Source organism: Sphingomonas sp. YR710 (genome assembly GCF_900101455.1).
Classification (GTDB): Bacteria; Pseudomonadota; Alphaproteobacteria; order Sphingomonadales; family Sphingomonadaceae; genus Rhizorhabdus.
Genome location: NZ_FMZJ01000011.1, coordinates 96,652 through 120,791, shown reverse-complemented (window position 1 = coordinate 120,791; position 24,140 = coordinate 96,652). Strand labels below are relative to the sequence as shown.

At 63.6% G+C, this 24,140-nt stretch carries 23 protein-coding genes; 11 read left to right on the top strand and 12 right to left on the bottom strand.

Annotated elements, in window-relative coordinates:
• Positions 1–6: 6 nt before the first annotated feature.
• The 4 genes from BLS13_RS14070 to BLS13_RS14055 are packed head-to-tail and all read right to left on the bottom strand — an operon-like array spanning position 7 to position 7,435.
• Entirely contained in the window at positions 7–3,540 is a 3,534-nt protein-coding gene (locus BLS13_RS14070) for an error-prone DNA polymerase (RefSeq protein ID WP_093453012.1), read from the bottom strand.
• Positions 3,537–5,195, bottom strand: a complete 1,659-nt coding sequence (locus BLS13_RS14065) for a Y-family DNA polymerase (RefSeq protein ID WP_371128208.1) — start codon at positions 5,193–5,195, stop codon at positions 3,537–3,539. The genes BLS13_RS14070 and BLS13_RS14065 overlap by 4 nt, the downstream gene beginning before the upstream one ends.
• Positions 5,095–5,874 carry an ImuA family protein gene (locus BLS13_RS14060; protein ID WP_093453008.1) on the bottom strand — a complete coding sequence of 260 codons (780 nt, stop codon included), beginning with the start codon at positions 5,872–5,874 and terminating at the stop codon, positions 5,095–5,097. The genes BLS13_RS14065 and BLS13_RS14060 overlap by 101 nt, the downstream gene beginning before the upstream one ends.
• 43 nt (positions 5,875–5,917) lie before the next feature.
• Positions 5,918–7,435: a 4-hydroxyphenylacetate 3-hydroxylase family protein gene (locus BLS13_RS14055; protein WP_305367252.1), complete on the bottom strand. Its 1,518-nt coding sequence runs from the start codon at positions 7,433–7,435 to the stop codon at positions 5,918–5,920.
• A gap of 93 nt (positions 7,436–7,528) precedes the next feature.
• Between BLS13_RS14055 and BLS13_RS14050 the strand changes: the two genes are divergently transcribed.
• Positions 7,529–8,542 (top strand): AraC family transcriptional regulator, encoded by a 1,014-nt coding sequence (locus BLS13_RS14050; protein WP_093453006.1) that lies wholly within the window; start codon positions 7,529–7,531, stop codon positions 8,540–8,542.
• A 15-nt stretch (positions 8,543–8,557) separates the two neighbouring features.
• Here the strand turns inward: BLS13_RS14050 and BLS13_RS21180 are convergent, their stop codons facing one another.
• Positions 8,558–9,301, bottom strand: a complete 744-nt coding sequence (locus BLS13_RS21180; protein ID WP_093453004.1) for an EF-hand domain-containing protein — start codon at positions 9,299–9,301, stop codon at positions 8,558–8,560.
• Positions 9,302–9,454: 153 nt separating this feature from the next.
• Positions 9,455–9,877, bottom strand: a complete 423-nt coding sequence (locus tag BLS13_RS14040; RefSeq protein WP_093453002.1) for an organic hydroperoxide resistance protein — start codon at positions 9,875–9,877, stop codon at positions 9,455–9,457.
• A gap of 142 nt (positions 9,878–10,019) precedes the next feature.
• Here BLS13_RS14040 and BLS13_RS14035 point away from each other — a divergent pair, with 142 nt between their 5' ends.
• On the top strand, positions 10,020–10,463 hold the full coding sequence (locus tag BLS13_RS14035; protein WP_371128207.1) for a MarR family winged helix-turn-helix transcriptional regulator: 444 nt from the start codon (positions 10,020–10,022) through the stop codon (positions 10,461–10,463).
• Between the two features lie 4 nt (positions 10,464–10,467).
• Here BLS13_RS14035 and ada read toward each other — a convergent pair whose 3' ends face one another.
• Together ada and BLS13_RS14025 are read right to left on the bottom strand one after the other, a co-directional pair.
• A complete protein-coding gene (gene ada, locus BLS13_RS14030; protein ID WP_093453000.1) occupies positions 10,468–11,514 on the bottom strand; it encodes a bifunctional DNA-binding transcriptional regulator/O6-methylguanine-DNA methyltransferase Ada in 1,047 nt (348 codons plus the stop codon).
• Between the two features lie 104 nt (positions 11,515–11,618).
• Positions 11,619–12,077: a hypothetical protein gene (locus tag BLS13_RS14025; RefSeq protein WP_143011960.1), complete on the bottom strand. Its 459-nt coding sequence runs from the start codon at positions 12,075–12,077 to the stop codon at positions 11,619–11,621.
• 141 nt (positions 12,078–12,218) lie between these two features.
• Between BLS13_RS14025 and BLS13_RS14020 the strand changes: the two genes are divergently transcribed.
• The 6 genes from BLS13_RS14020 to BLS13_RS13995 all read left to right on the top strand — a co-directional run bounded on the left by BLS13_RS14020 (position 12,219) and on the right by BLS13_RS13995 (position 17,122).
• Positions 12,219–12,695, top strand: a complete 477-nt coding sequence (locus BLS13_RS14020; RefSeq protein WP_093452997.1) for an RpiB/LacA/LacB family sugar-phosphate isomerase — start codon at positions 12,219–12,221, stop codon at positions 12,693–12,695.
• Complete coding sequence (gene glyA, locus BLS13_RS14015; protein WP_093452996.1) at positions 12,692–14,008, top strand: serine hydroxymethyltransferase; 1,317 nt, start codon at positions 12,692–12,694, stop codon at positions 14,006–14,008. Before BLS13_RS14020 ends, glyA begins: the two co-directional genes overlap by 4 nt.
• Before the next feature lie 9 nt (positions 14,009–14,017).
• On the top strand, positions 14,018–14,479 hold the full coding sequence (gene nrdR / locus BLS13_RS14010) for a transcriptional regulator NrdR (RefSeq protein WP_037526700.1): 462 nt from the start codon (positions 14,018–14,020) through the stop codon (positions 14,477–14,479).
• Positions 14,480–14,508: 29 nt separating this feature from the next.
• On the top strand, positions 14,509–15,234 hold the full coding sequence (locus tag BLS13_RS14005) for an RNA methyltransferase (protein WP_093453090.1): 726 nt from the start codon (positions 14,509–14,511) through the stop codon (positions 15,232–15,234).
• A 155-nt stretch (positions 15,235–15,389) separates the two neighbouring features.
• Positions 15,390–16,154 (top strand): PEPxxWA-CTERM sorting domain-containing protein, encoded by a 765-nt coding sequence (locus BLS13_RS14000; RefSeq protein ID WP_093452994.1) that lies wholly within the window; start codon positions 15,390–15,392, stop codon positions 16,152–16,154.
• 143 nt (positions 16,155–16,297) lie between these two features.
• Positions 16,298–17,122, top strand: a complete 825-nt coding sequence (locus BLS13_RS13995; protein WP_218123293.1) for a sterol desaturase family protein — start codon at positions 16,298–16,300, stop codon at positions 17,120–17,122.
• A 13-nt stretch (positions 17,123–17,135) separates the two neighbouring features.
• Here the strand turns inward: BLS13_RS13995 and BLS13_RS13990 are convergent, their stop codons facing one another.
• Entirely contained in the window at positions 17,136–18,275 is a 1,140-nt protein-coding gene (locus BLS13_RS13990) for a glycosyltransferase (RefSeq protein WP_093452993.1), read from the bottom strand.
• Entirely contained in the window at positions 18,275–19,243 is a 969-nt protein-coding gene (locus BLS13_RS13985; RefSeq protein WP_093452991.1) for a glycosyltransferase family 2 protein, read from the bottom strand. The genes BLS13_RS13990 and BLS13_RS13985 overlap by 1 nt, the downstream gene beginning before the upstream one ends.
• 195 nt (positions 19,244–19,438) lie before the next feature.
• On the opposite strand from BLS13_RS13985, the gene BLS13_RS13980 reads away from it, so the two are divergent.
• On the top strand, positions 19,439–20,305 hold the full coding sequence (locus tag BLS13_RS13980; protein WP_143011959.1) for a rhamnan synthesis F family protein: 867 nt from the start codon (positions 19,439–19,441) through the stop codon (positions 20,303–20,305).
• Here the strand turns inward: BLS13_RS13980 and BLS13_RS13975 are convergent.
• Positions 20,300–21,751 carry an oligosaccharide flippase family protein gene (locus BLS13_RS13975; protein WP_093452987.1) on the bottom strand — a complete coding sequence of 484 codons (1,452 nt, stop codon included), beginning with the start codon at positions 21,749–21,751 and terminating at the stop codon, positions 20,300–20,302. The two genes, BLS13_RS13980 and BLS13_RS13975, sit on opposite strands and share 6 nt — an antisense overlap.
• Positions 21,752–21,826: 75 nt before the next feature.
• A complete protein-coding gene (locus BLS13_RS13970; protein WP_093452985.1) occupies positions 21,827–22,162 on the bottom strand; it encodes a chorismate mutase in 336 nt (111 codons plus the stop codon).
• 234 nt (positions 22,163–22,396) lie between these two features.
• On the opposite strand from BLS13_RS13970, the gene rpsD reads away from it, so the two are divergent.
• Together rpsD and BLS13_RS13960 are read left to right on the top strand one after the other, a co-directional pair.
• Positions 22,397–23,011 carry a 30S ribosomal protein S4 gene (rpsD, locus tag BLS13_RS13965; RefSeq protein WP_093452983.1) on the top strand — a complete coding sequence of 205 codons (615 nt, stop codon included), beginning with the start codon at positions 22,397–22,399 and terminating at the stop codon, positions 23,009–23,011.
• A gap of 129 nt (positions 23,012–23,140) precedes the next feature.
• Positions 23,141–24,136 (top strand): glycosyltransferase family 2 protein, encoded by a 996-nt coding sequence (locus BLS13_RS13960; RefSeq protein WP_093452981.1) that lies wholly within the window; start codon positions 23,141–23,143, stop codon positions 24,134–24,136.
• Positions 24,137–24,140 lie beyond the last annotated feature (4 nt).

The window sequence follows — 24,140 nt, the reverse complement described above, 5'->3', positions numbered from 1 at the left end:
AAAGCGCTAATGGAAATCGCGCGACCTGGGCAAAATCCGCACGTCGCGCGGATGGCTGCCGCGGGGAACATGATCGCGCGGCGGCTGCGGATGTTCGAAGACGTCGGCGCGCGACAAGGCGATCGTCGGCTGGTGATCCTCCGACAGGCGATCGAGTTCGGCGGTGCGATCATGGACGCGCACGCCCATCAGATGGACGACGCCCTCGGGGCTGCGCTGGACTTCGCCCTCCACCTCCATCAGCCGCGCCGCCATCACCTCGCGCCGCTGTATCCTGAACAGCCGCGCCCATAACAGGACGTTGGTGATGCCGGTCTCATCCTCCAGCGTGATGAAGATCGCCTTGCCCTCGCCCGGTCGCTGGCGGACGAGCACGATCCCGGCCACGCGGATGCGGCGCCCGTTGTGCGCCTCCGACACCTCCCTGCAACTGGCCACATTCTCGCTGCGGAACAGGCTGCGCAGGAAGGCCATCGGATGATCCTTCAGCGACAGCCGGGTCGTCTGATAATCGGCGGCGACATGTTCGGAGAGCGGCATCGCGGGCAAAGCGGCATCGGGCTCCTCGCCCAGTTCGCGCGCGCGCGCCGCCGCGAACAAGGGCAGCGCACCGGTCGGCGTGCGCCGTACCTCCCACAGCGCCTGGCGCCGATCGAGCCCGATGGAGCGAAACGCATCGGCATCGGCCAGCAGCCGCAACGCGCGCGGCGGGAGATTGGCGCGGCGGGCGAGCGATTCGATGGTACAGAATCCTCCCTCGCCCCCTTTAGGGGGAGAGGGTCGGGGAGAGGGGGCAGTGCTGGAGGCAAGCGCGCGCTCCGATTCGCCCGACTTCCCCCTCTCCCAACCCTCTCCCCCTAAAGGGGGCGAGGGCTTAATGGCGTCGGCCCACTCCTCCCGGAATCCATCGATCTGGCGCAAGCCTATGCGCAGCGCGAGCACATCGCCCTTCCACTCCAGTGAATTATCCCACCCGCTCGCATTCACATCGGCCGGCAGCACCTCCACCCCATGTTCGCGGGCGTCACGGACGATCTGCGCCGGCGCATAGAAACCCATCGGCTGCGAATTGAGCAAGGCGCAGGCGAACACCGCCGGATAATATTGCTTGAGGTAAGACGACACATAAACGAGCCGCGCGAACGACAAGGCGTGGCTTTCGGGAAAGCCATAGCTGCCGAAACCCTTGATCTGATCGAAACAGCGCCGCGCGAAATCGGGATCATAGCCGCGCCCGACCATCCCGCCGACCATCTGCGCCTCGAATTGCGGCATCGTGCCGACGTTACGAAAGGTCGCCATCGCCCGGCGCAGCCGGTTCGCATCCGCCGGCGTGAAGCCAGCGGCCACGATCGCCAGCTTCATCGCCTGCTCCTGAAACAAGGGCACGCCCAGGGTCTTGCCCAGCACGCCCACCAGTTCGTCCGCCGGCCCGCATGCGGGCGATGGCGACGGAAAACAGACCGCCTCGATCCCCTGCCGCCGGCGCAGATAGGGATGAACCATACCGCCCTGGATCGGCCCCGGCCGCACGATCGCCACCTGGATGACGAGATCGTAGAAGGTGCGCGGTTTCAGGCGGGGCAGCATGTTGATCTGCGCGCGGCTTTCGACCTGGAACACGCCAATGCTGTCGCCTTTGCAGAGCATGTCATAGACCGCCCTGTCTTCGCCCGGCACGTTCGCGAGGTCGTAGCGGATGCCGAGATGCGTATCGATCAGGTCGAACGCCTTGCGAATGCAGGTGAGCATGCCGAGCGCCAGTATATCGACCTTCATCAGGCCGAGCGCATCGATATCGTCCTTGTCCCATTCGATGAAGGTGCGATCCTCCATCGCCGCATTGTGGATCGGCACGGTCTCGTCGAGCCGGTCCTCGGTCAGCACGAAGCCGCCGACATGCTGCGACAGATGGCGCGGAAATTCGAGCAGTTGCGCGACCAGCATGCCCAGCCGGGCGATATCGGGATTGGCGGGATCGAAGCCGCTCTCGTGGAAGCGGCCCTCCTCCATGTGCGATGCATAGCTGCCCCAGACGGTCGAGCTGATCCGCGCCGTCACATCCTCGCTCAGCCCCAGCACCTTGCCCACTTCGCGCACCGCACTGCGCGGGCGATAATGGATCACGGTGGCAGCGATGCCCGCGCGCTCACGGCCATAGCGTTCATAGATATATTGCATCACCTCCTCGCGCCGCTCATGTTCAAAATCGACATCGATATCGGGCGGCTCGCGGCGATCCTCGGAGATGAAGCGCGAGAAGAGCAACTTGTGATGCAGCGGATCGACCGCGGTGATGTTCAGCAGATAGCAGATGATCGAATTGGCCGCCGATCCGCGCCCCTGACAAAGGATGTCCTTGCTGCGGGCGAAGCGGACGATGTCATGGACGGTCAGAAAATAATAAGCGTATTTGACCTTCCGGACGAGGTGCAGTTCCTCGTCGAGGATGCGGCGCAACCCGTCAGGCTCACCGGCCGGATAGCGCTCTTTTATGCCCTCCTCAACCAGATGCTCGAGCCACGCCTGCGGGGTCCAGCCATCGGGCACAGGCTCATGGGGATATTCGTAGCGGAGCTGATCGAGCGTGAAGCCGATCCGATCGAGGAACGCCACAGTCTCGGCGATGGCTTCGGGATGATCGGCGAACAGCCGCGCCATCTCGGCCCCGCTCTTCACGTGGCGCTCGGCATTGGCCTCCAGCCGGCGCCCGGCCTCGGCGATCGTCACGCCTTCACGGATGCAGGTGACGATGTCGTGGAGCGGGCGCTGCTCGGGCGTGGCATACAGCGCGTCGTTGGTGGCGATCATCGGCACGCCCGCCGCCTCGGCCATCCGGGCAAGCCGTGCCAGCCGCCGCCGGTCGCGCCCGCTCCGCGCCATCGTGGCGCCGAGCCAGACGCGGTTGGGGGCAGCTTCGGTGAGTTTGGCGAGTCTCTCCCCAAAATCGTCGCGGGGATGACGGGAAAGGGTGTTGTCGACGATGAGGCGGGGGCCACTCCCCCCCTCGTCATCCCGGCGAAAGCCGGGACCCATGGATACGGGCGCAGGAGAGAGAGAAGCACCGTCTTCGCCGGGATGACGATATGAGACGGGATGACGGACGAATCCCTCACTCACATCCGGCATCACGATCAGCAGCAGATCCTCGATATGCTCCAGCAGATCGTCAAACCGCAGCTCGCAATCGCCCTTCTTCGTCCGCAAATTCCCAACGCTCAGCAGCCGCGTCAGCCGTCCCCAGCCGAAGCGCGTCGCCGGATAAGCGACGATATCCGGCGTGCCGTCGGCGAAGACCAGCCGCGCGCCGACGATCAGCCGGAACGGGATCGGTTCGCTTGCTTTCTCCTGCGCCTCCTTCAGCGCGACATGCGCACGCACCACCCCGGCCACGGTGTTGCGATCGGCGATGCCGATACCCCTGTGGCCAGCCGCAATCGCCGCCGCGACCATATCGGCCGGATGCGAGGCGCCGCGCAGGAACGAATAGTTGCTGGCCGCGACCAGTTCGGCAAAGGCGAACCCGGCAAAAGCGGTCATGCGAACAGGCCGTGCATGTACCAGTCGGGATTGATGGCTTCGGCGCCATAAAGCCCGTGCCGGAAGATCCAGAAGCGGTGGCCGGCCAGATCCTCGATCCGATAATAATCGCGCGTCAGACCCTTATTGTCGGCGCGGCGCCACCAGAGCGCGCCGATCCGCTCGGGGCCCTCATGTCGCGCCACCTCGTGCAGGACGTGGCGCCAGCGAAAGCGCAAGGGCGGCCCATCGGGCACCTGCGCCATCACCTCGATCCGCTGCGGCGGATCGAACAGATGGATTGGACGGAGCGGCGGCTCGCCGGGTTCGGGCGCCGGCCAGTGCGTGTCAGGGGCCGCCTCCACCGCCGGGAAGGCCAGCACCGCCTGTTCGGGACAATGGGTGTCGCGCGCCGCCAGCCGCCGCACCCGCCCGCGGCCAAGCCGGGTCGACAGCCGATCGATCAGCGCCGCCATTTCCCCCTCGGCGATCGATCCGCCGTCCAGCGGCAATTGCACCGGCGCGAGGTCTTCGAACACAGGCACCGCCAGCCGCACCAGATCGAAGCCGAAGCCCGGATCGATCGGATCGTCGAGCGCCTCGATCCGCTCGCGGAACAGGCGCATCAGCAACGGTACATCGCGATTGGGCAGGCTGGTCTCGATCCGTAGCCGCCGCACCAGCCCGTCGGTGCGAAACAAAAGCACCTCGAACCGGCGCCCGCCGCGCCAGGCTTGCTGCATCCGCTGCGCCGCCTGCCGTGCCAGATACTCGATCGCGGCAAGCGCCGCATCGACATGGCCGATCGGCTCGGCGAAACGCCGTTCGACGACGAGCGCGGGTTCGGGCCGGCGTGGCGTGATGCGGATATCGCGCCCGCCCGCCAGCCGCGCGAGCAATTCGGGTGCCGATTCGCCGAAGCGCGCGGCCAGCGGCGCGGATGCGCGCGCGGTCAGATCGCCGATCCGCTTGAGGCCCGCGCGCCGCAGCGCGACTGTCTCCTCCGACGACAATCGCAAGGCCGATACCGGCAGCGCCCCGATCCCGTCTTCCTTGCCGCCATGACGGGCAAGCGCATGCGCCGCATCGGGCGTGGCCGCGCAGGCGATGCGCACCGTCATGCCCAGCCGGTCCAGCCGGGTCTGGATATCATCGACCAGCGCCTGTTCGCCGCCGAACAGATGCGCGCAGCCGCTGATATCGAGCAACAGCCCATCGGGCGGATCGATCGCCACCATCGGCGTATAGCGATCACAGCCGTCGGCGATGCGCTCCAACCAGGTTTTGTCCGCTTGCGGGTCGTAATCGATCGCTTCCAGTTCCGGCACACGGGCGCGGGCGTCGGCAAGGCTCAGACCGGGTACGATACCGAGGGCGAGAGCATGAGGGTCGACAGCGACGAGCCGCATCGCGCCCTTTTGTTTTTCGACGAAGGCGAAGGGGGCGCTAAAGCCCTCGCCCCCTTTAGGGGGAGAGGGTTGGGAGAGGGGGGCCACGTGGGAATAAGGGCGCAGCAAAGTCTCCCGCTCTGCCCCCTCTCCCCGTCCCTCTCCCCCTAAAGGGGGCGAGGGGGAATTACGCCACCCGCTTCCCCTCTCCCGCCGCCAGCGATCCGCCGGCAGGAACGGAAACCAGAGCGCCAGATAGCGGCGAGTCTCGGAAGCTGCGTGTGTCACGATCCCATTCCAATCGATAGCGCACCCCCGCCAGCCCCCCGCGATGCCGCAACAGGCTGAGGTCGATGGCGGGCGGCCCCGGGGCATCCGCCTCCAGCGCGGTCGAGGCGACGGCGCGTATTTCCCACCGGGTTTGCGCCGCGCTTGGCTGCGGATCGGCATCCACCCGCAGCAGCAAGGTGGTGACGCCCGATTTTTCGGCCGCGACCGCCAGCCGCCGGCTCGCGGTGAGATCGAGCGCCCGCGCCGCCTTCCACGGCTCGACGATCAGCATCGCCACCTCGGCACAGCGCACGACATCGCCTGCAGCCCGCAGCAGTGCCGTCTCGTCGGGCACGAGGCACGAGATGATCCGCCCGGGATCGATCCCGAGCTCGATCAGCCCCGGCCCGTGGAGCTGCCCCTGCCGCCGCTCGGCCCGTTCCTCGCGCAGCCACACAATCGGGCCATCGCCCACCCGCATCGCCAGCATCAGCGCAAAGCCCGCCGCACTCGCCGCATCATCCGGTTCCGCCGCGAACAGCTCGTGCAGCCGTCCGCGCAGCAACCCGCCGCCGAGGTGCGCATCGAGCCGGGCATCGCCGATCGCGAATCGATCGGTCAGGCCGTGCGGCTTCACCCCTTCGATCGCGCCGATGCGCTGCCGCAGGGCGGCGATTATGGCGTGCGACTCATCCATATGTTCCTGTTTTGTTCTTATACACCCTTTCCCCCGGGGGGAGTCAATCGCTGCCCTCCCGTTCTATTCCCGCCAGCGCCTCCGCATATCCCTTCTTCCGCTCGACCTCCATGCCGCGCAAAATCTGGATGCGCTGCGCCTGCGGGCTGCCCGCGCCATGCAGCGATTCGGTGAGATAGCCGACCGCATTACGCCCCAGCGTCATATTCTCGATCAACCGCAACATCCGCTGGCGATGTTCGACCGGGACGTTCGAACGCCCCTGGAGATATTTTTGGAGGATCGGGCCGGTCACCTCATTCTCGAAATCGGCCTGCGACGGCAATGTCACCATCAGGCCGCCGGCCAGATCCTGCGCGAGCCGGCTGATCTCATAGGGAAATCGCGTGACATTGTGCTTGCAGACATTCGCGAGCATCGCATCGTTCATGAAGATCCCCGACGGCAACGGTTTCGCTTCATGGCTGGACGCGATCGCCGATGAATAGATCGTCTCGTTCAGATGCGTCATCTCGACGAGCTTGTCCTTGACGTGGCTGGCCTGATCCGCGCCATTATAGTGGGCGATCGCGGCCGCGGCGCCGACCATCACGTCGCCCAGGCCGGTTTTGCAGACATAGCTCGCCCGGTGATAGGCGGTGAAGCGCGCAACCATGTCCTGCGCGAATTCATATTCGCCGTCCATGAACACGTGCTCCCACGGGATGAACACATCGTCGAACACGACGAGCGTTTCCTGTCCGCCGAACCGGGCATTGCCCTTGTCGATATCGCCCTTTTCCATCGCCCGCGTGTCGCATGACTGGCGGCCATAGATGTAGGTCAGGCCCGGGGCGTCGCCAGGCACCATGCCCACCACCGCATAATCGCGATCGTTCGGGCCCATATTCATCGTCGGCATGACGCAGATCCAGTGCGAGTTCAGCCCGCCCGTCATGTGCGCCTTGGCACCTTTGACATAGAGACCGTGCTCGGTGCGGCGCGTGACATGCATGAACAGGTCGGGATCGGCTTGTTCGCTTGGCCGCTTCGATCGATCGCCCTTGGGATCGGTCATGCCGGCACCGATGATCACGTTGTTGCGCTGGGCATGCCGCATGAATTCGAGGTAGCGCGCGTGATAGGACGTCCCGTGGCTGGCATCGATGTCATAGGTGATCGAATGCAGCACGCTGATGGTGTCGAGCCCGGCGCAGCGCTGGAAACAGGTGCCGGTCAACTGGCCCAGCCGGCGCTGCATCCGGTTCTTCATCACCAGATCATCCGCCGAACCGGCGATGTGCAGGAAGCGATTGACCTGCGCCCCGATCAACGGCGACCATGTCGTCGCCAGATCGGGATCCTCGATCGCGAGATCATAGGTCATCTTGAGCGCATTGATCGACGGGCGGATGATCGGATGATCGACCGGCTCCGCCACGACCTCCCCGAACAGATAGACCGTCACGTCGCGCGCGCGCAGGCTTTCGACATAATCGTCACCGGTGACAATCGGCCTGAAGCGGGCCCATATGGCAGCGGCGGTTTCAACCGGCGGCATTTGCACGATAGTCGCGTTCATCGCTCTCTCCTGTTCGTGCCGCGAAAATACGCCTCGTGACCGGCGGTGGACAGGTCTATATCAGACCTGAAAACGCACAGATCAGGACGGGCCTTGGCAACGATCGGCGCGCATTATTTCCAGGTCTGTACGCGCGGCGCCGAACGTGCCGGCGTCGATCGCGATATGCTCCTGCACGCTGCGGGCATCGATCCCGATGCGGCCGACCGGCCCGACTGGCGCGGCAGCGTGGAGGCCATGAGCCTGCTGGTTCGCACGATCCAGGCCACGCTCGACGACGAGCATATGGGCTGCACCCGGCGCCGGGTGAAATCGGGCGCGTTCGCGATGATGACCGAACTCGCCATCCAGGCGGACACTGTGCTGGCCGCGCTCGCCAAGGGCATTGCCTTTTATGACCTGCTCGACACCGGCATGGCGACGCGCCTCGACATCAGCGACGATCACGTCGTGCTGCACGTCGCTGCGCACGATCCGGCGGCCGACCCCGATCACTATTTCACCGAATTCTGGATGATCATCTGGCATCGTTTCGCCTGCTGGCTGGCGGGCGAAACGATAGCGCTGGAACTGGCCGAATTCGATTATGCCCGGCCCGACGAATATTATGAGGAATTCAAATATCTGTTCCCGACGCGGCATCGCTTTCGCGCATCGGGCTGCCGGCTGCATTTCGATCGGGCGCCGTTGATGGGTGCCATCATCCGTACCGCCAGCGATCGGCGCGAGATGGTGGCGACCGCGCCGCTCGACTTCATGACCATCCCGGCGAGCGATCACAGCATGGCACGACGGGTCCGCCGCCTGCTGACGCCGACAGCGGGGGCAGGCTTCGAACCCGCGACGCGCGAGCAGATCGCCGAACGCCTGAACATATCGCCCGTGTTGCTCGCGCGCCGGCTGCGCGCCGAAGGCACCAGCTTGAGCGCGATCGTCGAGAATATCCGCCGCGACATGGCCATAGCGCGCCTCATCCGGCGTGGCGCCACGATAGACAGGATCGCGGCCGACCTCGGCTATGCCGAGACGCGCTCGTTCACGCGCGCCTTCCGGCAATGGATGGGGGAAAGCCCGTTGCGCTACCGGACGCGGCTCGCCGCAGGCTGATTGCGCGCCTAAGCCCTATCGGCCGCCCAATCGCTTCGGTAATTCATCGCGCGTGATCACCCCGTCATGATTAACGTCGAGCATCGCAAATCGCTGGCGGGCGGCGGCTTCGAATTCCGGCGCGCTGATGCCGCGGTCCAGATTGCTATCGGCACTGACCACGGGTTCGGGGATGTCGAAAAAGCCGAAACGTCCCGCGCCGCGCGGCATTTCGGCCACCGCGCGGTTCGGCGTGCCACCGGATCCGCCTTCAGCTTCGCCATCACCATCGCCGCCCATTCGGCCGCCGCCCATGCCGCCGCCATGGCCGCGCCCGCCGCCACCGGGGTGACCGCCACCGCCGGGACGACCGCCACCGCCGCCGCCAATCCCCATCCCTCCCGTCCTGATTTCGGGGGCGATGACACTTTCATAATGCTCGATCTCGTCGGGCCCGATTTCGCCATCGCCGTCGGTATCGAGCATGTGGAAGAAGCGCATGGCGTCGGCGCGGAATTCGGCCGGAGTCAGCCGCCCATCATGATCGGCATCGGCCCCCGCGAACCAGCGCGATATCAATGCCTCGCGGCCCTCGCCGCGAAACGGCTCGCCCATCGGACTGATGAAGAGGCCGCCGCGTATCCCCTCGCCGCCAGCTCCGTCAGGGCCGCCAGGGCCGCCGCGATGGTCGCCATGCCAGCCCTCATGCCGGGGGCGCTCCGGCGCGGCGGCGCATCCGGCCAGGCCGAACAGCAGAGTAGTGACGATCAGGGTTCGCATGACGAAGGGCTCCCGCAAAAGGACTGAACCTATTGCAGGAGCCGCATCACAGGATTTCGCTTCGTGACGAAGTTGACATATCGTTTGAATGCGCCTCCGGCGCATGTGCGGCACCGGCCCGAATGCGCGCCTGCGCGCATTCAAAACAGACTCTCAGAGCAGGGTCAGGCGGACGTCGAGGCCGTTGCGGGTGGCATGGCTGTACGGGCAGACGATGTGCGCCTGATCGACGATCGCCAGCGCCGTCTCGCGATCGAGGCCCGGCAGGCTGATCGCCAACGCGACATCAAGGCCGAAACCCGTGCCGTCATCACGCGGGCCGATCCCAACCGTGGCCGTGACGGTGCTGTCATCGGCAATTTTCACCTTCTTCTGCGCGCCGACGAATTTGACCGCACCGAGGAAGCAGGCCGAGTAGCCGGCCGCAAACAGTTGCTCGGGATTGTTGCCGGCGCCGCCGGGCCCGCCCAGTTCCTTCGGCGTGGTCAGCGTGACGGCGAAGGCACCGTCCTTCGTGGCGGCGGAGCCGGTGCGGCCGCCGGTGGCGGTGGCTTCGGTGGTGTAGAGAATGGCCATGGTGCAGATCCTTATCGTTCCGGTGACGCATCGTTCGCGTCGGTGAAACCCATTTAGATCGTGCACGATGTAATATCGAGCGATTAAATTCGATCAACCTGATCGATATTTTCCATCGCACACGATGCATCCGGCATTCTATATGCAACGCATGAGCGATCATCTGCGCCTCGACGATCAATTCTGCTTCGCGGTCTATTCGACCGCGCACGCGCTGGGCCGCGCCTACAAGCCGTTGCTCGGCAGGCTGGGGATCACCTATCCGCAATATCTGGTGATGCTGATCCTGTGGGAGGCCGACGATCAGCCGATCGGTGCGATCGGCGAGCGGCTCGGCCTCGAATATAGTACGTTGAGCCCGTTGCTGAAGCGGCTCGAAACCAGCGGCGCGATCGATCGGGTTCGCAATCCCGCCGACGAACGGCAGGTGCGGGTCAAGCTGACCGACAAGGGCCGTGACATGCGCAAGGTTGCGCGCGACTTCCCGATGGCGATGCTCAAAGCCACCGGGCTCGAACTCCCGCAGTTGCAGGGGCTGCGCAGCGCGCTGGTCGACGTGCGGGACACGCTGGCGAAGGGGGAATAGTCTCTCAGCCAGCCTCACGCGCCAGCAGCGCGCGCTTGCGCTCGACGCCCCAGCGATAGCCGGACACAGCCCCGTCGCTGCGCAGCACCCGGTGGCACGGGATCGCCACCGCGATCCGGTTGGCGGCGCAGGCGCCGGCCACCGCACGCACCGCCTCGGGCTGGCCGATGCGATTCGCCAGTTCGGCATAGCTCATGGTCTGGCCGGCCGGGATGGCGCGCAAAGCCTGCCACACGCGCTGCTGGAACGCCGTGCCGCGGATATCGAGCGGCAGCGACAATCCCTGCGCCGGCGTTTCGACCATGGCGATCACCTGATCGAGCACGACAGCGAAATCGGGATCGGCTGCCGTCACATCGGCCTGCGGAAAGCGGCGATGGAGATCCTCGGCCAGAATATCATCGTCATCGCCGATCAGGATCGCGCAAATCCCGCGCTCGCTCGCCGCCGCCAGCACACGCCCCAGCGATGACGATCCGATACCGAAGCGGATCCGCACCGTGGCACCACCCGCGCGATAGGCGCTCGGCAACATCCCCAGGGTCGCGTCCGCGGCGGCGTAGAAGCGCCCGCTCGATCCATAGCCCGCGTCATACAGTGCCTCGGTCACCCCGGCGCCGGCCGCCAGCGCGTCGCGAACGCGGTTCGCCCGGTGCGCATCGCCATAGCCCTTCGGCGTCAGTCCGGTAATCGATCGGAACAGCCGGTGAAAATGGTGCGGGCTAAGCCCCGCGCCGTCAGCCAGTTCGCCCAGCGAGAGCGCCTCTTCGGCCTGTTCGATCCGCCGGCAGGCGGCCGCGACGAGCGCGGCATGCCGCTCGGCGAGCGGCGGCTGATCGGGGCAGCATCTTTTGCAGGGGCGGAACCCGGCTTGTTCTGCCGCCGCGGGATCGGGGTGAAAACGCACATTGCGCCGGGCCGGCGTCCGCGCCGCACAAGCCGGTCGGCAATAAACTCCGGTGGTCGCCACCGAATAGACGAAGGCCCCATCGGCCGAGGCATCGCGTGCCACCACCAGCGCCCAACGCGGATCTTCAACCATCTCCATCATGCCAAAGCCTTTCGCACTTCATATCGTGCGGTTCATCTGGCATATAGCAAATGGCGACGCGCTCCGCCGCTTGCTTTGAAATCGAATTTTGGCATCGAAGAAGGTTACGGCTCCCGACAAAAGCCCTCGCCCTGCTTGATCATCAGGCAATTCTGCTTACCGGCCAGCCATTTGAGGCCGGTCTCGTCGCCGGTTGCCGCGCGGATGCTTTCGGGCCGCCCATCGCGCGTGAAGCGGATGACGTTGCCATCGGCGACACCATCATAGCTTTTCGTGCCATCGAGCAGGGTCACGCTCAGCACATAACGACCACGCTCTCCGGCGGGTTGGATATTGAGCACCAGCCCTTCGACACCAATCCACTTGCCGGACCAGGCATCGGTGGACAATGGCGCGGTCCCGTTTTCGGGAACATCGGCCATGACATCGCCATCCCCCGCGGAGGCATCTCGCGAGAAATTGATGGCCGCATCGTCATTGCCGGGCAAGATCGCCTGCTGGCCCTTCGCGCACCCCGCCAGTGCGAGCATCGCCGCGATCATAACCCTGTTCCGCCGTGCCATTCATGCGTCTCCGAACTGGCCGAAACGTCGAACGCGCTTCGGCAAAAGCTGTACCTTCATGCCACAAACACCAAAGATGGTGGCATATCGAAACCCAAGCCCCTAGAGAGCGGGCAAACCCGACTCAGCAGGACCAAGAAGATGGCCGATATCATCGCCATTGCATCCGACCACGCCGCCATCGACCTAAAGCAGGCGCTCGTCCAGTGGCTCCGCCAGTCGGGCCATGATGTGCTGGATCTGGGCCCGTCCGACGGCGCCTCGGTCGACTACCCCGATTATGGGTACAAGCTCGCGGAAGCCGTTGCCATCGGCGAGGCGCAAAAGGGCATTGCGCTGTGCGGCTCGGGCATCGGCATTTCGATCGCGGTCAATCGGCATCCGGCCGTCCGCTGCGCGCTTGTTTCCGAGATGCTATCGGCGCAGCTTGCCCGCGAGCATAATGATGCGAACGTCATCGCGATGGGCGCCCGCCTGATCGGGATCGAGCAGGCCAAGGCCTGTGTTTCCGCCTTTCTGTCGACGCCGTTCGGCGGCAGCGACGAAGGCACCAAAGGCCGCCACGAGCGCCGCGTCACCAAATTGTCCCACCCTCGCTTTGCGAAGGAGCACGTATGAGCACCAAACCCGCCGCCACTTTTGCCGAGGTCCAGCCTGACGGCTTCTTCACGCGCGGCCTGGCCGCTGCCGATCCTGCCGTCTTTGGCGGACTGCAACAGGAAATCAGCCGTGAGAAGAAACAGATCGAGCTGATCGCATCCGAGAACATCGTTTCCAAGGCCGTGCTCGAAGCGCAAGGCTCTGTGTTCACCAACAAATATGCCGAGGGCTATCCCGGCAAGCGTTATTATCAGGGCTGCCACCCGTCCGACGTGGTCGAACAGCTCGCGATCGATCGCGCGAAGCAGCTGTTCGGCTGCGATTTTGCCAACGTCCAGCCGCATTCGGGCGCGCAGGCGAACGGCGCGGTGATGCTCGCTTTGACCAAGCCCGGCGATACGATCATGGGCCTCAGCCTCGATGCCGGCGGCCACCTGACCCATGGCGCCAAGGCAGCGATGTCGGGCAAATGGTATAATGCCGTGCAATATGGCGTGCATCCCGAAACCCACCTGATCGATTATGATCAGGTCGAGGCGCTGGCTCGCGAGCATAAGCCGACCCTGATCATCACCGGCGGTTCGGCCTATCCGCGCCACATCGATTTCGCCCGCTTCCGCAAGATCGCGGACGAGGTCGGCGCCCTGTTCATGGTCGACATGGCCCATTTCGCCGGCCTCGTCGCCGGTGGCGTGCATCCGACCCCGTTCGGTCACGCGCATGTCGTCACCACGACCACGCACAAGACGTTGCGCGGACCGCGCGGCGGCATGATCATGACCAATGACGAGGCGATCGCGAAGAAGATCAACTCGGCGGTATTCCCGGGGCTCCAGGGTGGCCCGCTGATGCATGTGATCGCCGCCAAGGCGGTCGCATTCGGCGAAGCGCTCCGCCCCGAGTTCAAGCATTATGCAGCGGCCGTGGTCGAAAACGCCAAGGTGCTGGCAGCCCGCCTCAAGGAGCGCGGCGCCGATCTCGTTTCCGGCGGCACCGATACGCATCTGGCGCTTGTCGATCTGCGCCCGATCGGGGTCAACGGCCGCGATGCCGATGAGGCGCTCGAACGCGCCGGCATTACCTGCAACAAGAACGGCATTCCCAACGATCCGCTGCCACCGGTGCGGACCAGCGGTATCCGCGTCGGATCGCCTGCGGGCACGACACGCGGCTTCGGCCCCGCCGAGTTCCGCGACATCGCCGATATGATCGTCGACGTGCTCGAAAATCTGGCGAAGAACGGGGTCGAGGGAAATGCGGCCGTCGAGGCGGACGTAAAAGCCCGCGTCGAGGCTTTGTGCGATCGCTTCCCGATCTATCCGGAGCTTTGAGAAGCCTGCATGCGCTGCCCCTTTTGCGGACATGAAGACAGCCAGGTAAAGGATAGCCGTCCTACCGAGGACGGCGCCTCGATCCGCAGGCGGCGGCAGTGCGAGGGCTGCGGCGCGCGCTTCACCACCTTCGAGCGCATCCAGTTGCGCGAACTGACGGTGGTGAAGAGCGAAAATCGCCGCGAGCCTTTCGATCGCGGCAAGCTCGAACGATCGATCGCGATCGCCTGCCGCAAGCGCCCGGTCGAGCAGACCCGCATCGAGCGGCTGGTCACCGCGATCCAGCGGCAGATCGAAACATCAGGCGAAAGCGAAGTCCCGGCGTCCACGGTCGGCGAAATGGTGATGGACGGTCTCAAGGCGCTCGACAGCGTCGCCTATATCCGCTTCGCCAGCGTCTATAAGGACTTTCGCGAAGCCAAGGATTTCGAGGATTTCGCCGGCAGCGTGAGTGAAGTAGGCCGCGAATGAGCGCGACGGCCCCGGTCGACGACAGGCGCATGCAAGAGACCGCCCCGATCATCGTTCTCGTCCGCCCGCAGCTCGGCGAGAATATCGGCAAGGCCGCGCGCGCCATGCTCAACTTTGGGCTGACCGAATTGCGCCTCGTCGCCCCGCGCGACGGCTGGCCCAATCCGCAAGCCCATCCGGCGGCGTCGGGTGCCGATAGCGTGCTCGACAATGCCCGGATCTTTGACAGCGTAGCCGATGCCGTCGCCGACTGCGCACATGTCTATGCGACCACGGTGCGCAAGCGCGGGGTGACCAAGCCGGTCCTGACGCCGGAACAGGCTGCCACTGCCATCCACGGCTCGGCTGGATCGGGCCGTTCGGCTATATTGTTCGGCGCCGAGCGATCGGGACTCGAAACCGATGACGTCGCCGTCGCGCGGACGATCATCACTGTGCCAATCAACCCCGCCTTTCAAAGCCTCAATCTCGCCCAGGCGGTGATCCTGATCGCCTATGAATGGTCAAAAGGCGTGTCGCTGGCATCGCCACCCCGGGTAGAGATCGATGCGCCGGCCGACCAGCGCGACCTGGACGGCATGATCGATCAGATCGACACGATGCTGGAGACCGCGGGCTTTTTCTTCCCGCCCGATCGTACGCCTGTAACGAAACGCATGCTGCGCACATTGCTCACCAAGCCCCGCTGGAGCGCCCAGGAAGTCCGCACGATGCGTGGCGTTTTTTCGGCGCTCGAAAAGCCGCAGAAACGCTAGAATCAGCGGCGATTCGGAGAAGGGCACGGACGTTACGGTGCCAAACCAATATCTTAGTGCATTAAAGCACCAAAATTCCCCGTTTTTCGCGGCGCAATTGCGCTCAAACTTAAGTTCCTGTAAAGGTAAGCCGGTATAGTGTGGGGACTTAGCGTATGCGCAGGATGATTTTGGCATGTTTGGCCGCGGTTGCCGCTTGTGTATCGGGTGGTGCCGCGCAGGCGGCCAATCTGGTCCTGAATGGCGATTTCGAGATCACCTCGCTGCCGGGTTCGAATGCGTTCGGGACGTTCAATCCCAATAACGTCGTGCTGGGCTGGGACACGACCGGCTTCAATTTCATATTTGCGCCGGGAACGGCGGATACGACAGGCTCGGCCGTGGAAAGCGGTGCTACGCTTTCGCTCTGGGGACCGGGCAATGGATCGAATAACGGTCTGACGATCAGCCCGACAGGCGGCAACTTCATCGGTGCGGATGGCGACTACGAAGCCCACCCTATCGAGCAGGTGATCAACGGCCTGACGATCGGCAAGAAATATGAAGTGAGCTTCTATTGGGCGGCTGCGCAGCAGCATACGTTCGATGGCACCACAACCGAATCCTGGGAAGTCTCGCTGGGCAACGAAACCTTTTTCACGCCGGTCGTGAACAACGCCGACCATGGCTTCGTTCCCTGGACCCAGGAGAAGTTCATTTTCACCGCGCAGAATACGTCGGACACCCTGGCCTTTCTCGCCCATGGTACGCCGGCCGGGCAGCCGCCATTCTCGCTGCTCGATGGTGTGCGGTTGAGCGAAGCCGTTCCTGAACCGGCAACCTGGGCGATGATGTTGCTCGGCTTCGGTTTCGTCGGTGCTGCTATGCGCGGCCGCGGGGCCGGCAACCTCTTTGCACGGTTCGATCGGCGGCTCGCCTGAGTCCGTCGCCCATTGGCCCTCTGGCCAATTAGACCGATGATCCGATATCGATTGAGGCGTGCTCCGGCACCGCTGGCGGCTCACGCCAGAATTTCGGGCACAAGATTGATCGCGCCAGCCGGGGAAAGCCCGCCAGCCGGCTCATGATGTCGCATCAATTGCTATTATTCCTGGGATATACCGCCCGCCTTAGCGTCTGGCTGATCATCCTCGCCGCCATTTTCGTGCCGCTCGAACGGCTATTCGCATTGCGGCCGTTGCCCATCTTGCGGCCCGGGCTCCTCGAGGATCTTGGCCTGTATTTTCTCAATGGCCTCGTTGCGGCATTTCTGCTCGGCGTGCCGCTGGCGTTCGTAGCCGCAATAGCCGTCAATATCATCCCAGAAGCCTATTATAGCCAGGTCGACATGCTGCCGCTGTGGGCCAAGCTGGGCGCGATCTTCGCCATCGGCGAATGCGGATTCTATTGGGGGCATCGCTGGTCGCATGAATGGGCCTGGCTATGGCACTTCCACTCCATCCACCACCAGCCGAATGCGCTCGACTGGTTGGTCAACACCCGCGCGCATCCGATCGATATCATATTCACGCGACTGTGCGGACTGGTGCCGGTCTATGTGTTGGGCCTCGCGCGTCCTGGCGCGGCTTCGGACAATATCGGCCCGCTCCTGCTGACATTGGGGGGCACCGTCTGGAGCTTTTTCATCCATGCCAATCTGCGCTGGCGACTGGGCTGGATCGAACAAGTCATTTCGTCGCCCCGCTTTCACCATTGGCATCATTCGCGCGAGATCAACGTCAACCGCAACTACGCGCCAATGCTACCGGTTTACGATCGCATCTTCGGCTCATTCTATTTGCCGGCAACGGCGTGGCCGCAACATTATGGAATCCGATCGGCCAGCATACTGGCAACGGCCCCTTCCCCACCACTGCCTGGTGACATCCAAACGCTGCCCCCGCAGTGACATCTGTCGCGTCCTATGAACCAAGGTCACGCCGAACCAACGGCGCAATCCCCGCAGGTGTCCGCGACGCACAGATCGCCCGCAAACTGGTTTGAAACGCCCGATACAGTCCCGGATCGGCTATCCCGTGCTCTGATTTAAGCAGCGTTTCGATTTCCGTCATCGAACTGCGAACATAGCCGATATCGCCAAATTGGTCCGCCATCGTGCGGACGGCCGCGATGTCGAGCGAGATCACCGGCTTGGCCTGGCTGACGCAATCGAGCAACGAGCCGCTCGCCGTCAATTCATAGCTGTCGGTCGCAAATGGCAGCATTACATAATCGATGTCGCGGAGTTCCGCGATAAACCTGTCGCGGGGCAGTGGCTCGGCTGGCAGAGCGATAATCCCAGCCGCCTCGGGAAATGGCTCGATCGGCGCGCCGATGAAGCGGAACTCGTAGCGCGCAGCGGCAGGGTGACCGGCGATCACGCGGATCAGCGCCACGAATTTGTCGAAGCCCTTGCTGCGGGAGGCTGCTCCGACAAAGGCGATGCGAATCGGCCGTCCCACTGCAACCGGCCTATCCCGTTCGTCGATCTCGCTGCTGTTGAGCGGGTGAGGCCAGGTTGACAAGGACGCGACAGGTATAGCGCCCAGCGTAATCACCGCCGTACGGATATAATCTTCGAGCACCACCATCCTGATGCGCGGATGACGCGCGACGGCGAGCCCGGAGCGATAATCGAACAGCCTATGACGCGGATCGCGCGAGCGCCAGCCCGTGCCATCGATCAGATTGCCGTGCAGAACGACGAACAGCTTGACCGTCGCAAACTCCGTGACAATCGCGCGCGCCGCGAAAAAGGTTTCCGGCCCGCTCGACAGAAGGATGATCGCGCGCGGACGCTTCCGCCGCATGGCCAGCCGTATCGCCCTCCATTGCGCCATGAAGCGCCGCAAATGTACGCCGCCGGGCGGCAGTACATCTATACCGCAAAACTGTGTGCCCGGTGGTAAGGGGCCGAATTGCTCGACGAAACCGCGATGCAGCGCGGTCGCCGCAAACAGGATCTCCTCTCCGGGACATGCCAGTGCAACGGCCTGAATGAGCGCCGCATTCACGGCCGCGTGATCATGTCGCGCGTAGGTCGGCTCGATGATAATGATCATTATCCGGCGACCTGCTCATGCAGCCGTAAACGATCCCGACGCTGCAGCAAGGACAGCGCCAAGCCACGCATCATCGCACCCAGCATGCGCGGCCCGGCCAGCGCGCCACGGCTGTCCCGATGTCCCTTATGCTTCACCAGCAGGCGGAGCATGGCGCGCAGCGTGTAAACAGGGCCAAAATATTTCATCAGGATCTGCATATAACCGCGATAGAAAAGGCTGATGAAGGTTGGACTGTTATGACCGCCCGCCAGCGCCGAACTATCATGCAGCAACGTGAGCCGGCGCAGATAATGGATCGGAATGCCCGCAGCCTGCAGTCGCAGGCAATAATCAGTGTCTTCCCAATAGACAAAGAAGCGCTCGTCCAGCAAACCTACCCGCTCCAACACGGCGCGCGTGAGGCCGAGGCAGCATCCCGAGGCGAATTCAACGGCCCGAACATCGGGGGAATCCGGCGGATCGCTTTCCTCATGAACGCTCTTGAAGATCCAGCTCGAATCGAAATGCCCGCCCGCATACCATGCCTTGTCCGGCGATCGGAGATAGGCGATCCGCGGCGTGATCGCCTGCGCATCCAGCTTCATTCGTGCCGCCAGCAAATCGCCCAGAAAATCGGGCGCAAATTCGACATCATTGTTCATCAGCACGATGAATTCGCCGCCCTCGTCGAGCGCCAGCCGCAGCCCTCTGTTAGTGGCACGGGCGAAGCCGGTGTTGGTCGGATTGCGCAACACCACAATCCGCGGATCACCCAACGCCGCCAGGCGGTCGGCACATCCGTCACGCGAGGCATTGTCGATGGCGATCAACCGCCAGCGCGTGTTTGTCTGCGCCACCAGACTCGCCACGAAGCGATCGAGCACCGGCGCACTGTTATAGAGCACCGTCACGATATGGATGATGTCGCCCTGATCTGCGCGCTCAGCCGGGAAGAGCTTGTCTCCGGCGTGAGAAAATTCGCCCATCGCGGCCGCCTACCCCATAATTGCTGCGCTATCGCGCCGTGCGAAGCTAGGTGATCGCCAACGGCAACGCAATTACCGCTTGGCATCCCCGCGACCGCGCTGCCATTGTGCGCGCACCAGCCCGGAAAGACAAAGCCGACATGCGCCACCTTCGCCCGATCGCCCGAAATCCTGGGGCGTCATCCGGACGCCTTCATGCCTGACGATTCGTTCGGTCTGTCGACGGACTGGACCTTCGAGGCGACGCGCGCATCGCGGCATTACAGGCGGGACAGGATCAAGGATGTCGTGCGCGAACTGCATCGAGCACCCGCCTTCCGGATAGTCAAAGCCGCAGGCTTTGCTCCCGATTGGACGCTTTATTTCCTCTATCTCGCCGATGGCCAGATCACACCGGCGCATCGCTTCACGCTTGGCCAGTTGCGGGCGATGGGCAGGAAGTTGCTGCTCGTCTGCGCAGCACCGACTCCAGACGACCTGCCGACCGGCCTCGACGAGCTTGCCGATGCATTGATCTGGAAAGGCCTGTCGGGCTATGACTTCTCCGCTTATGCGGTGGGGCTGAGACACATCGCGGCGCGATCAGGCGGCGCGAATGTCCTGGTGCTCAACGATTCCGTGCTCGGTCCCTTTAGTGACCTCGAACCGCTGCTTGCCCGCGCGCGATGGGATCTGACGGGGTTCACCGCCTCATCGATCTATGAAAACCATATACAGTCCTACGCGTTCGTGATGCGCGGGGTAACCCGATGGCGGCTCCGGTCGCTCTGGTCGGTGTTCCTGCCCGGAATGGCGTTCGACCGGTTCAACGCCGTAGTCCGTTGCCAGGAAACGCGCTTTGCGCGCATCGCATCACGGCATATGAGTGTCGGAGCCTTATGGTATGCCGGCAATGTCGAGCGGCCGGACCCCGCCTTGTTCGGCGCCGCGCACCTGCTCGAACTCGGCTTTCCATTCATCAAGCGATCGACGATCGGCAAATATCGCCACATGCTCGATCCCGAGATCGTCACCCGACTCGAGCGGAGGCTCATATCCTGCGGACATCCCCCCGGCTTATGAAGCGGCCGGACGTCCCCCGCGGAGACGGTTGACGATCAGGACCAGTTCGGCCCGCAATGGATGCCCGAGCAGGACGATCATGCCAAGCCAAAGCAGCACACCCAACCCAACGCAGCCCGCGATCAACGGCACGGGCGTCGAAGCCGCCCAGTCATAGGATATCATCAGCAACGCCGAGGGAAGCACCGCAGCGACCGTCAGCAATGCGCTCTGCCCATAAGCGCTCAGCAATTCACCGCTGGTCGTTCCCGCCATGCGGTTCATATGGGGCAGATAGAGGCACAAGCCGACCAGTGCCTCCACGATACGGCTGGCCGCCGCCGCGGACATGCTGATCATGCAGCCGATCGTCAGCAGCACCAGGCTGACGATCGCTCGGATCGCCTCGTATCGGGTTTGCCGCGCCGTTTCGTCCCGCAGCACGAACAGCTCCCAGTTCATGCCGAAAGCCAGCACCACGAACTGCGCGATCAGCAACAGAGATAGCGGCGTTGCCGCTGCAAGCCATTTTTCGCCGAACAGGATATAGACGGCCGGCCGTGACAACACCGCAAAGCCGATCAGCAACGGCCACATCACCGCCGTGATCATCTGGATTCCGCGCAGGAACGTATCGCGCAGAACGCCACGTTCGCGATAATCCTTGGCAAGCTGAATGAAGACAACCTTGGTCGCTGTGCCGTAAACATTCTGGAACACCAGATTGGCGATCGTGCTGGCGCGTGAATAAAGGCCCAGGGCGACCAGGCCCAATATTCGCCCCAATATGATGTCGGACAACCGGGAAACCAGGTTTGCGAGCCCGGCGATCGACATCATGCGAAGTCCGAACACCCCTATCGCCCGCCAGTTGTCCAGGCACAGCCGCAATCGCAAATGACGCGATTCGATGACGTTGAACATGATCATGCCGAAAGCGCCCGAAGCCAGATAGCCCCAGGCAAGGCTCATATAACTGAAGCCGGCATATGCCGTCGCGATGCTCACCGCACTGGCCACGATCGTTCGCCCCACCGTCACCATCGATATCGCCTTGAACCGCATCTCCCGCTGGAGCATCGCCGACGGCCGGAACTCGAACATTGCCATCAGCGGGCCGAACGCCAGAAACTGCAAGGCTTTCGCAACGGCCGGTTCGCCAAGGAAGGCCGCGCCCACGAAGCTCAGCCCATATGTCAGTCCCGCAACCGCGATCGACAAGGCGGCATTGACCGTAAACGCTGCATCCAAAGTGCGCTGGGCCAGATCCTTTTCGCGCACGACATACGTCGTCGCGTCGAATGCCGCGAGCACCTGCAAAACGCCGACCGCGGCAAAGGCGACCGCGTAAATGCCCATCTCCCGCGGCGACAACAGGCGAGCGATGACAATGGATGTCGCGAGCATGGTCGCGAAGGAAGCGATCTGGCCGGCAAAGGCCCAAAAAACCGACCTGCGAACCGACATGCCCTTACCCCCGCTCCGGATTGGAACACCCTCTGGCGATTGGCAAGACGCAAAGATCCCACGTCAGCCCGGCGGTCACTCCTCCTGAACGACCCGAGCGTCAAATTGCTCCAATTCATGCGCGATCGATCCTTCGACGAGCATGTCGTACAATTTGTAGGCCAGCGCCGGCGGGAAATTCCGATCACTGGCAACCTTCACCGCATGCGCCACGACCGCGGCCTTGCGCACCTCATCGCGCACCGCAGAGCGTTCGGGTTTGATCCGCGCCGCAGCCTCGATATAGCGCATTCGCTCCGCCAGCAGGGTGACGATCAGCGTGTCGAGCGAATCGATCGCCGCACGAACCTGCATCATGCTGGTGCAATCGGCGGCGGGAACGACGGCGGTATGGGGGCTTTCCTCGGTCATGGCCGCAGCCCTTAGCGAAGCAGGGCGCGCTTGACTATCCGGCCTTTCGCAGCCATAGGCGCGCCTTCGCAATGGCCCCGCACCCCGGTGAAGCGGTGGCCCTGCCGTCCCAAGCATGCGCGGGACCCAGCAGAGCGAATACCGGGACAAAACTCTGCCTTCCCCGAAATGCGGGAAACCGATCTTCGGATCAGGAGGGCGGATGACGTTGTAGCAATTGCCAAAGGATAACACATGTCGAAACGCGCCAGCGCAAAGTACAAGCTCGATCGCCGCATGGGCGAGAACATCTGGGGTCGCCCGAAGTCCCCGGTGAACAAGCGCGAATATGGCCCCGGCCAGCACGGCCAGCGCCGCAAGGGCAAGGTCTCGGACTACGGTACGCAGCTCAAGGCCAAGCAGAAGCTCAAGGGCTATTATGGCGACGTGACCGAGAAGCAGTTCAAGAAGTCGTACACCGAAGCCGCCCGCATGAAGGGCGATACGTCGCAGAACCTGATCGGCCTGCTCGAGCGCCGGCTGGACGCGGTCGTTTACCGCGCCAAGTTCACGCCGACGATCTTCGCCGCCCGTCAGCTGGTCAGCCATGGCCACATCCGCGTGAACGGTGTGAAGTGCAACATCGCATCGCGCCTCGTGAAGCCGGGCGACGAGATCACGCTGGGCGCCAAGGCGCAGGAAATGGCGCTGGTGCTCGAAGCCCAGGGCCTGTCCGAGCGTGACATCCCCGATTATGTGGCCCCCGACGGCGCCGCCAAGGTCACCTTCATCCGCGTGCCCACGCTCGACGAAGTGCCTTATCCGGTGAAGATGGAGCCGAACCTGGTCGTCGAATTCTATTCGCGCTGATCTCCTTTCGAGATATCGGCGGAAAGAGGGCGGTCCTTCGGGGCCGCCCTTTTTCGTTTTGGCTATACGCGCACGCCGGTTATGCCTGATGCGGGGCACATCAGATAACAGACGGGAATATGAGGCGGCATGCACGACACAGCTGATCTGCGCATCTCCGTCATCGTGCCGACCTACAACAGTCCCGCACGGCTGAAAGCAACACTTGGCTCGGTTTGCGATCAGTATTTTCCTGCCGCCGAAATCATCGTCGTCGACGACGGCTCGACCGACGACACGATCGATGTGGCAAATATATTCGCTGACCGGATTCGCTATGTGCGAACCGCAAATGGCGGGCAGCAGCGCGCGCGCAACCACGGCGTTTCTCTGTCGACCGGTAATTGGATCGCCCTGCTCGACCATGACGATCTGTGGGAGAAGGAATATCTGGCCGAGGTCAATGCGCTGGTACGGGCGCATGGCGTGGACATGACGATGTGCAACAGCCGGACCTGGGAAGAAGACGGCCAGGGTGGCAGGTGGGCCAACAACCATCGTTTCACCCAATTCGCTCCCCCCGGCTATTGGCAGCGCGTTGGCGCCGATCCAACCGATCACTGGTCGATCCTGGAACGGTATGATTACGCGGCCTATCTCGAATTTCATCCGCTGCAGACATCGATGGTGACGATCCGCCGTGACTTGTACACCGCCCTGGGCGGTTACGATGAGCGGATGCGCGGCAATGGCGCCGAGAATCTGGAATTCGAAATGCGCGCGTTGCGCGCGGCGCGTGTCGGCCTGATCTGGCAACCGCTCGTCAAAATGGTACGGCATGATGCCAATGCGAGCCTCGACATGGCGCAGATGGCCATCGACGTCACCGATTGCCTGCGCTTCGCGACCCTGCATCACGGACTGAACGATCAGGAACGGATGATCGTCGAACGCGAGCGCGATCGCCGCCTGACGAGCGCAATCTACGGCGCATTCGAACTGGGAAAATATGATGCGGTACGCACCTACTGGCGCGAATATCGCGGCGCCCGATCCTGGAAGATGTATCTCAAATATTGGATCTCGCTGCTTCCGCGTCCGGCGGCGCGAATCCTGGCGCGATGGGCGGGCGCAGGCCAGGCCTGACCCA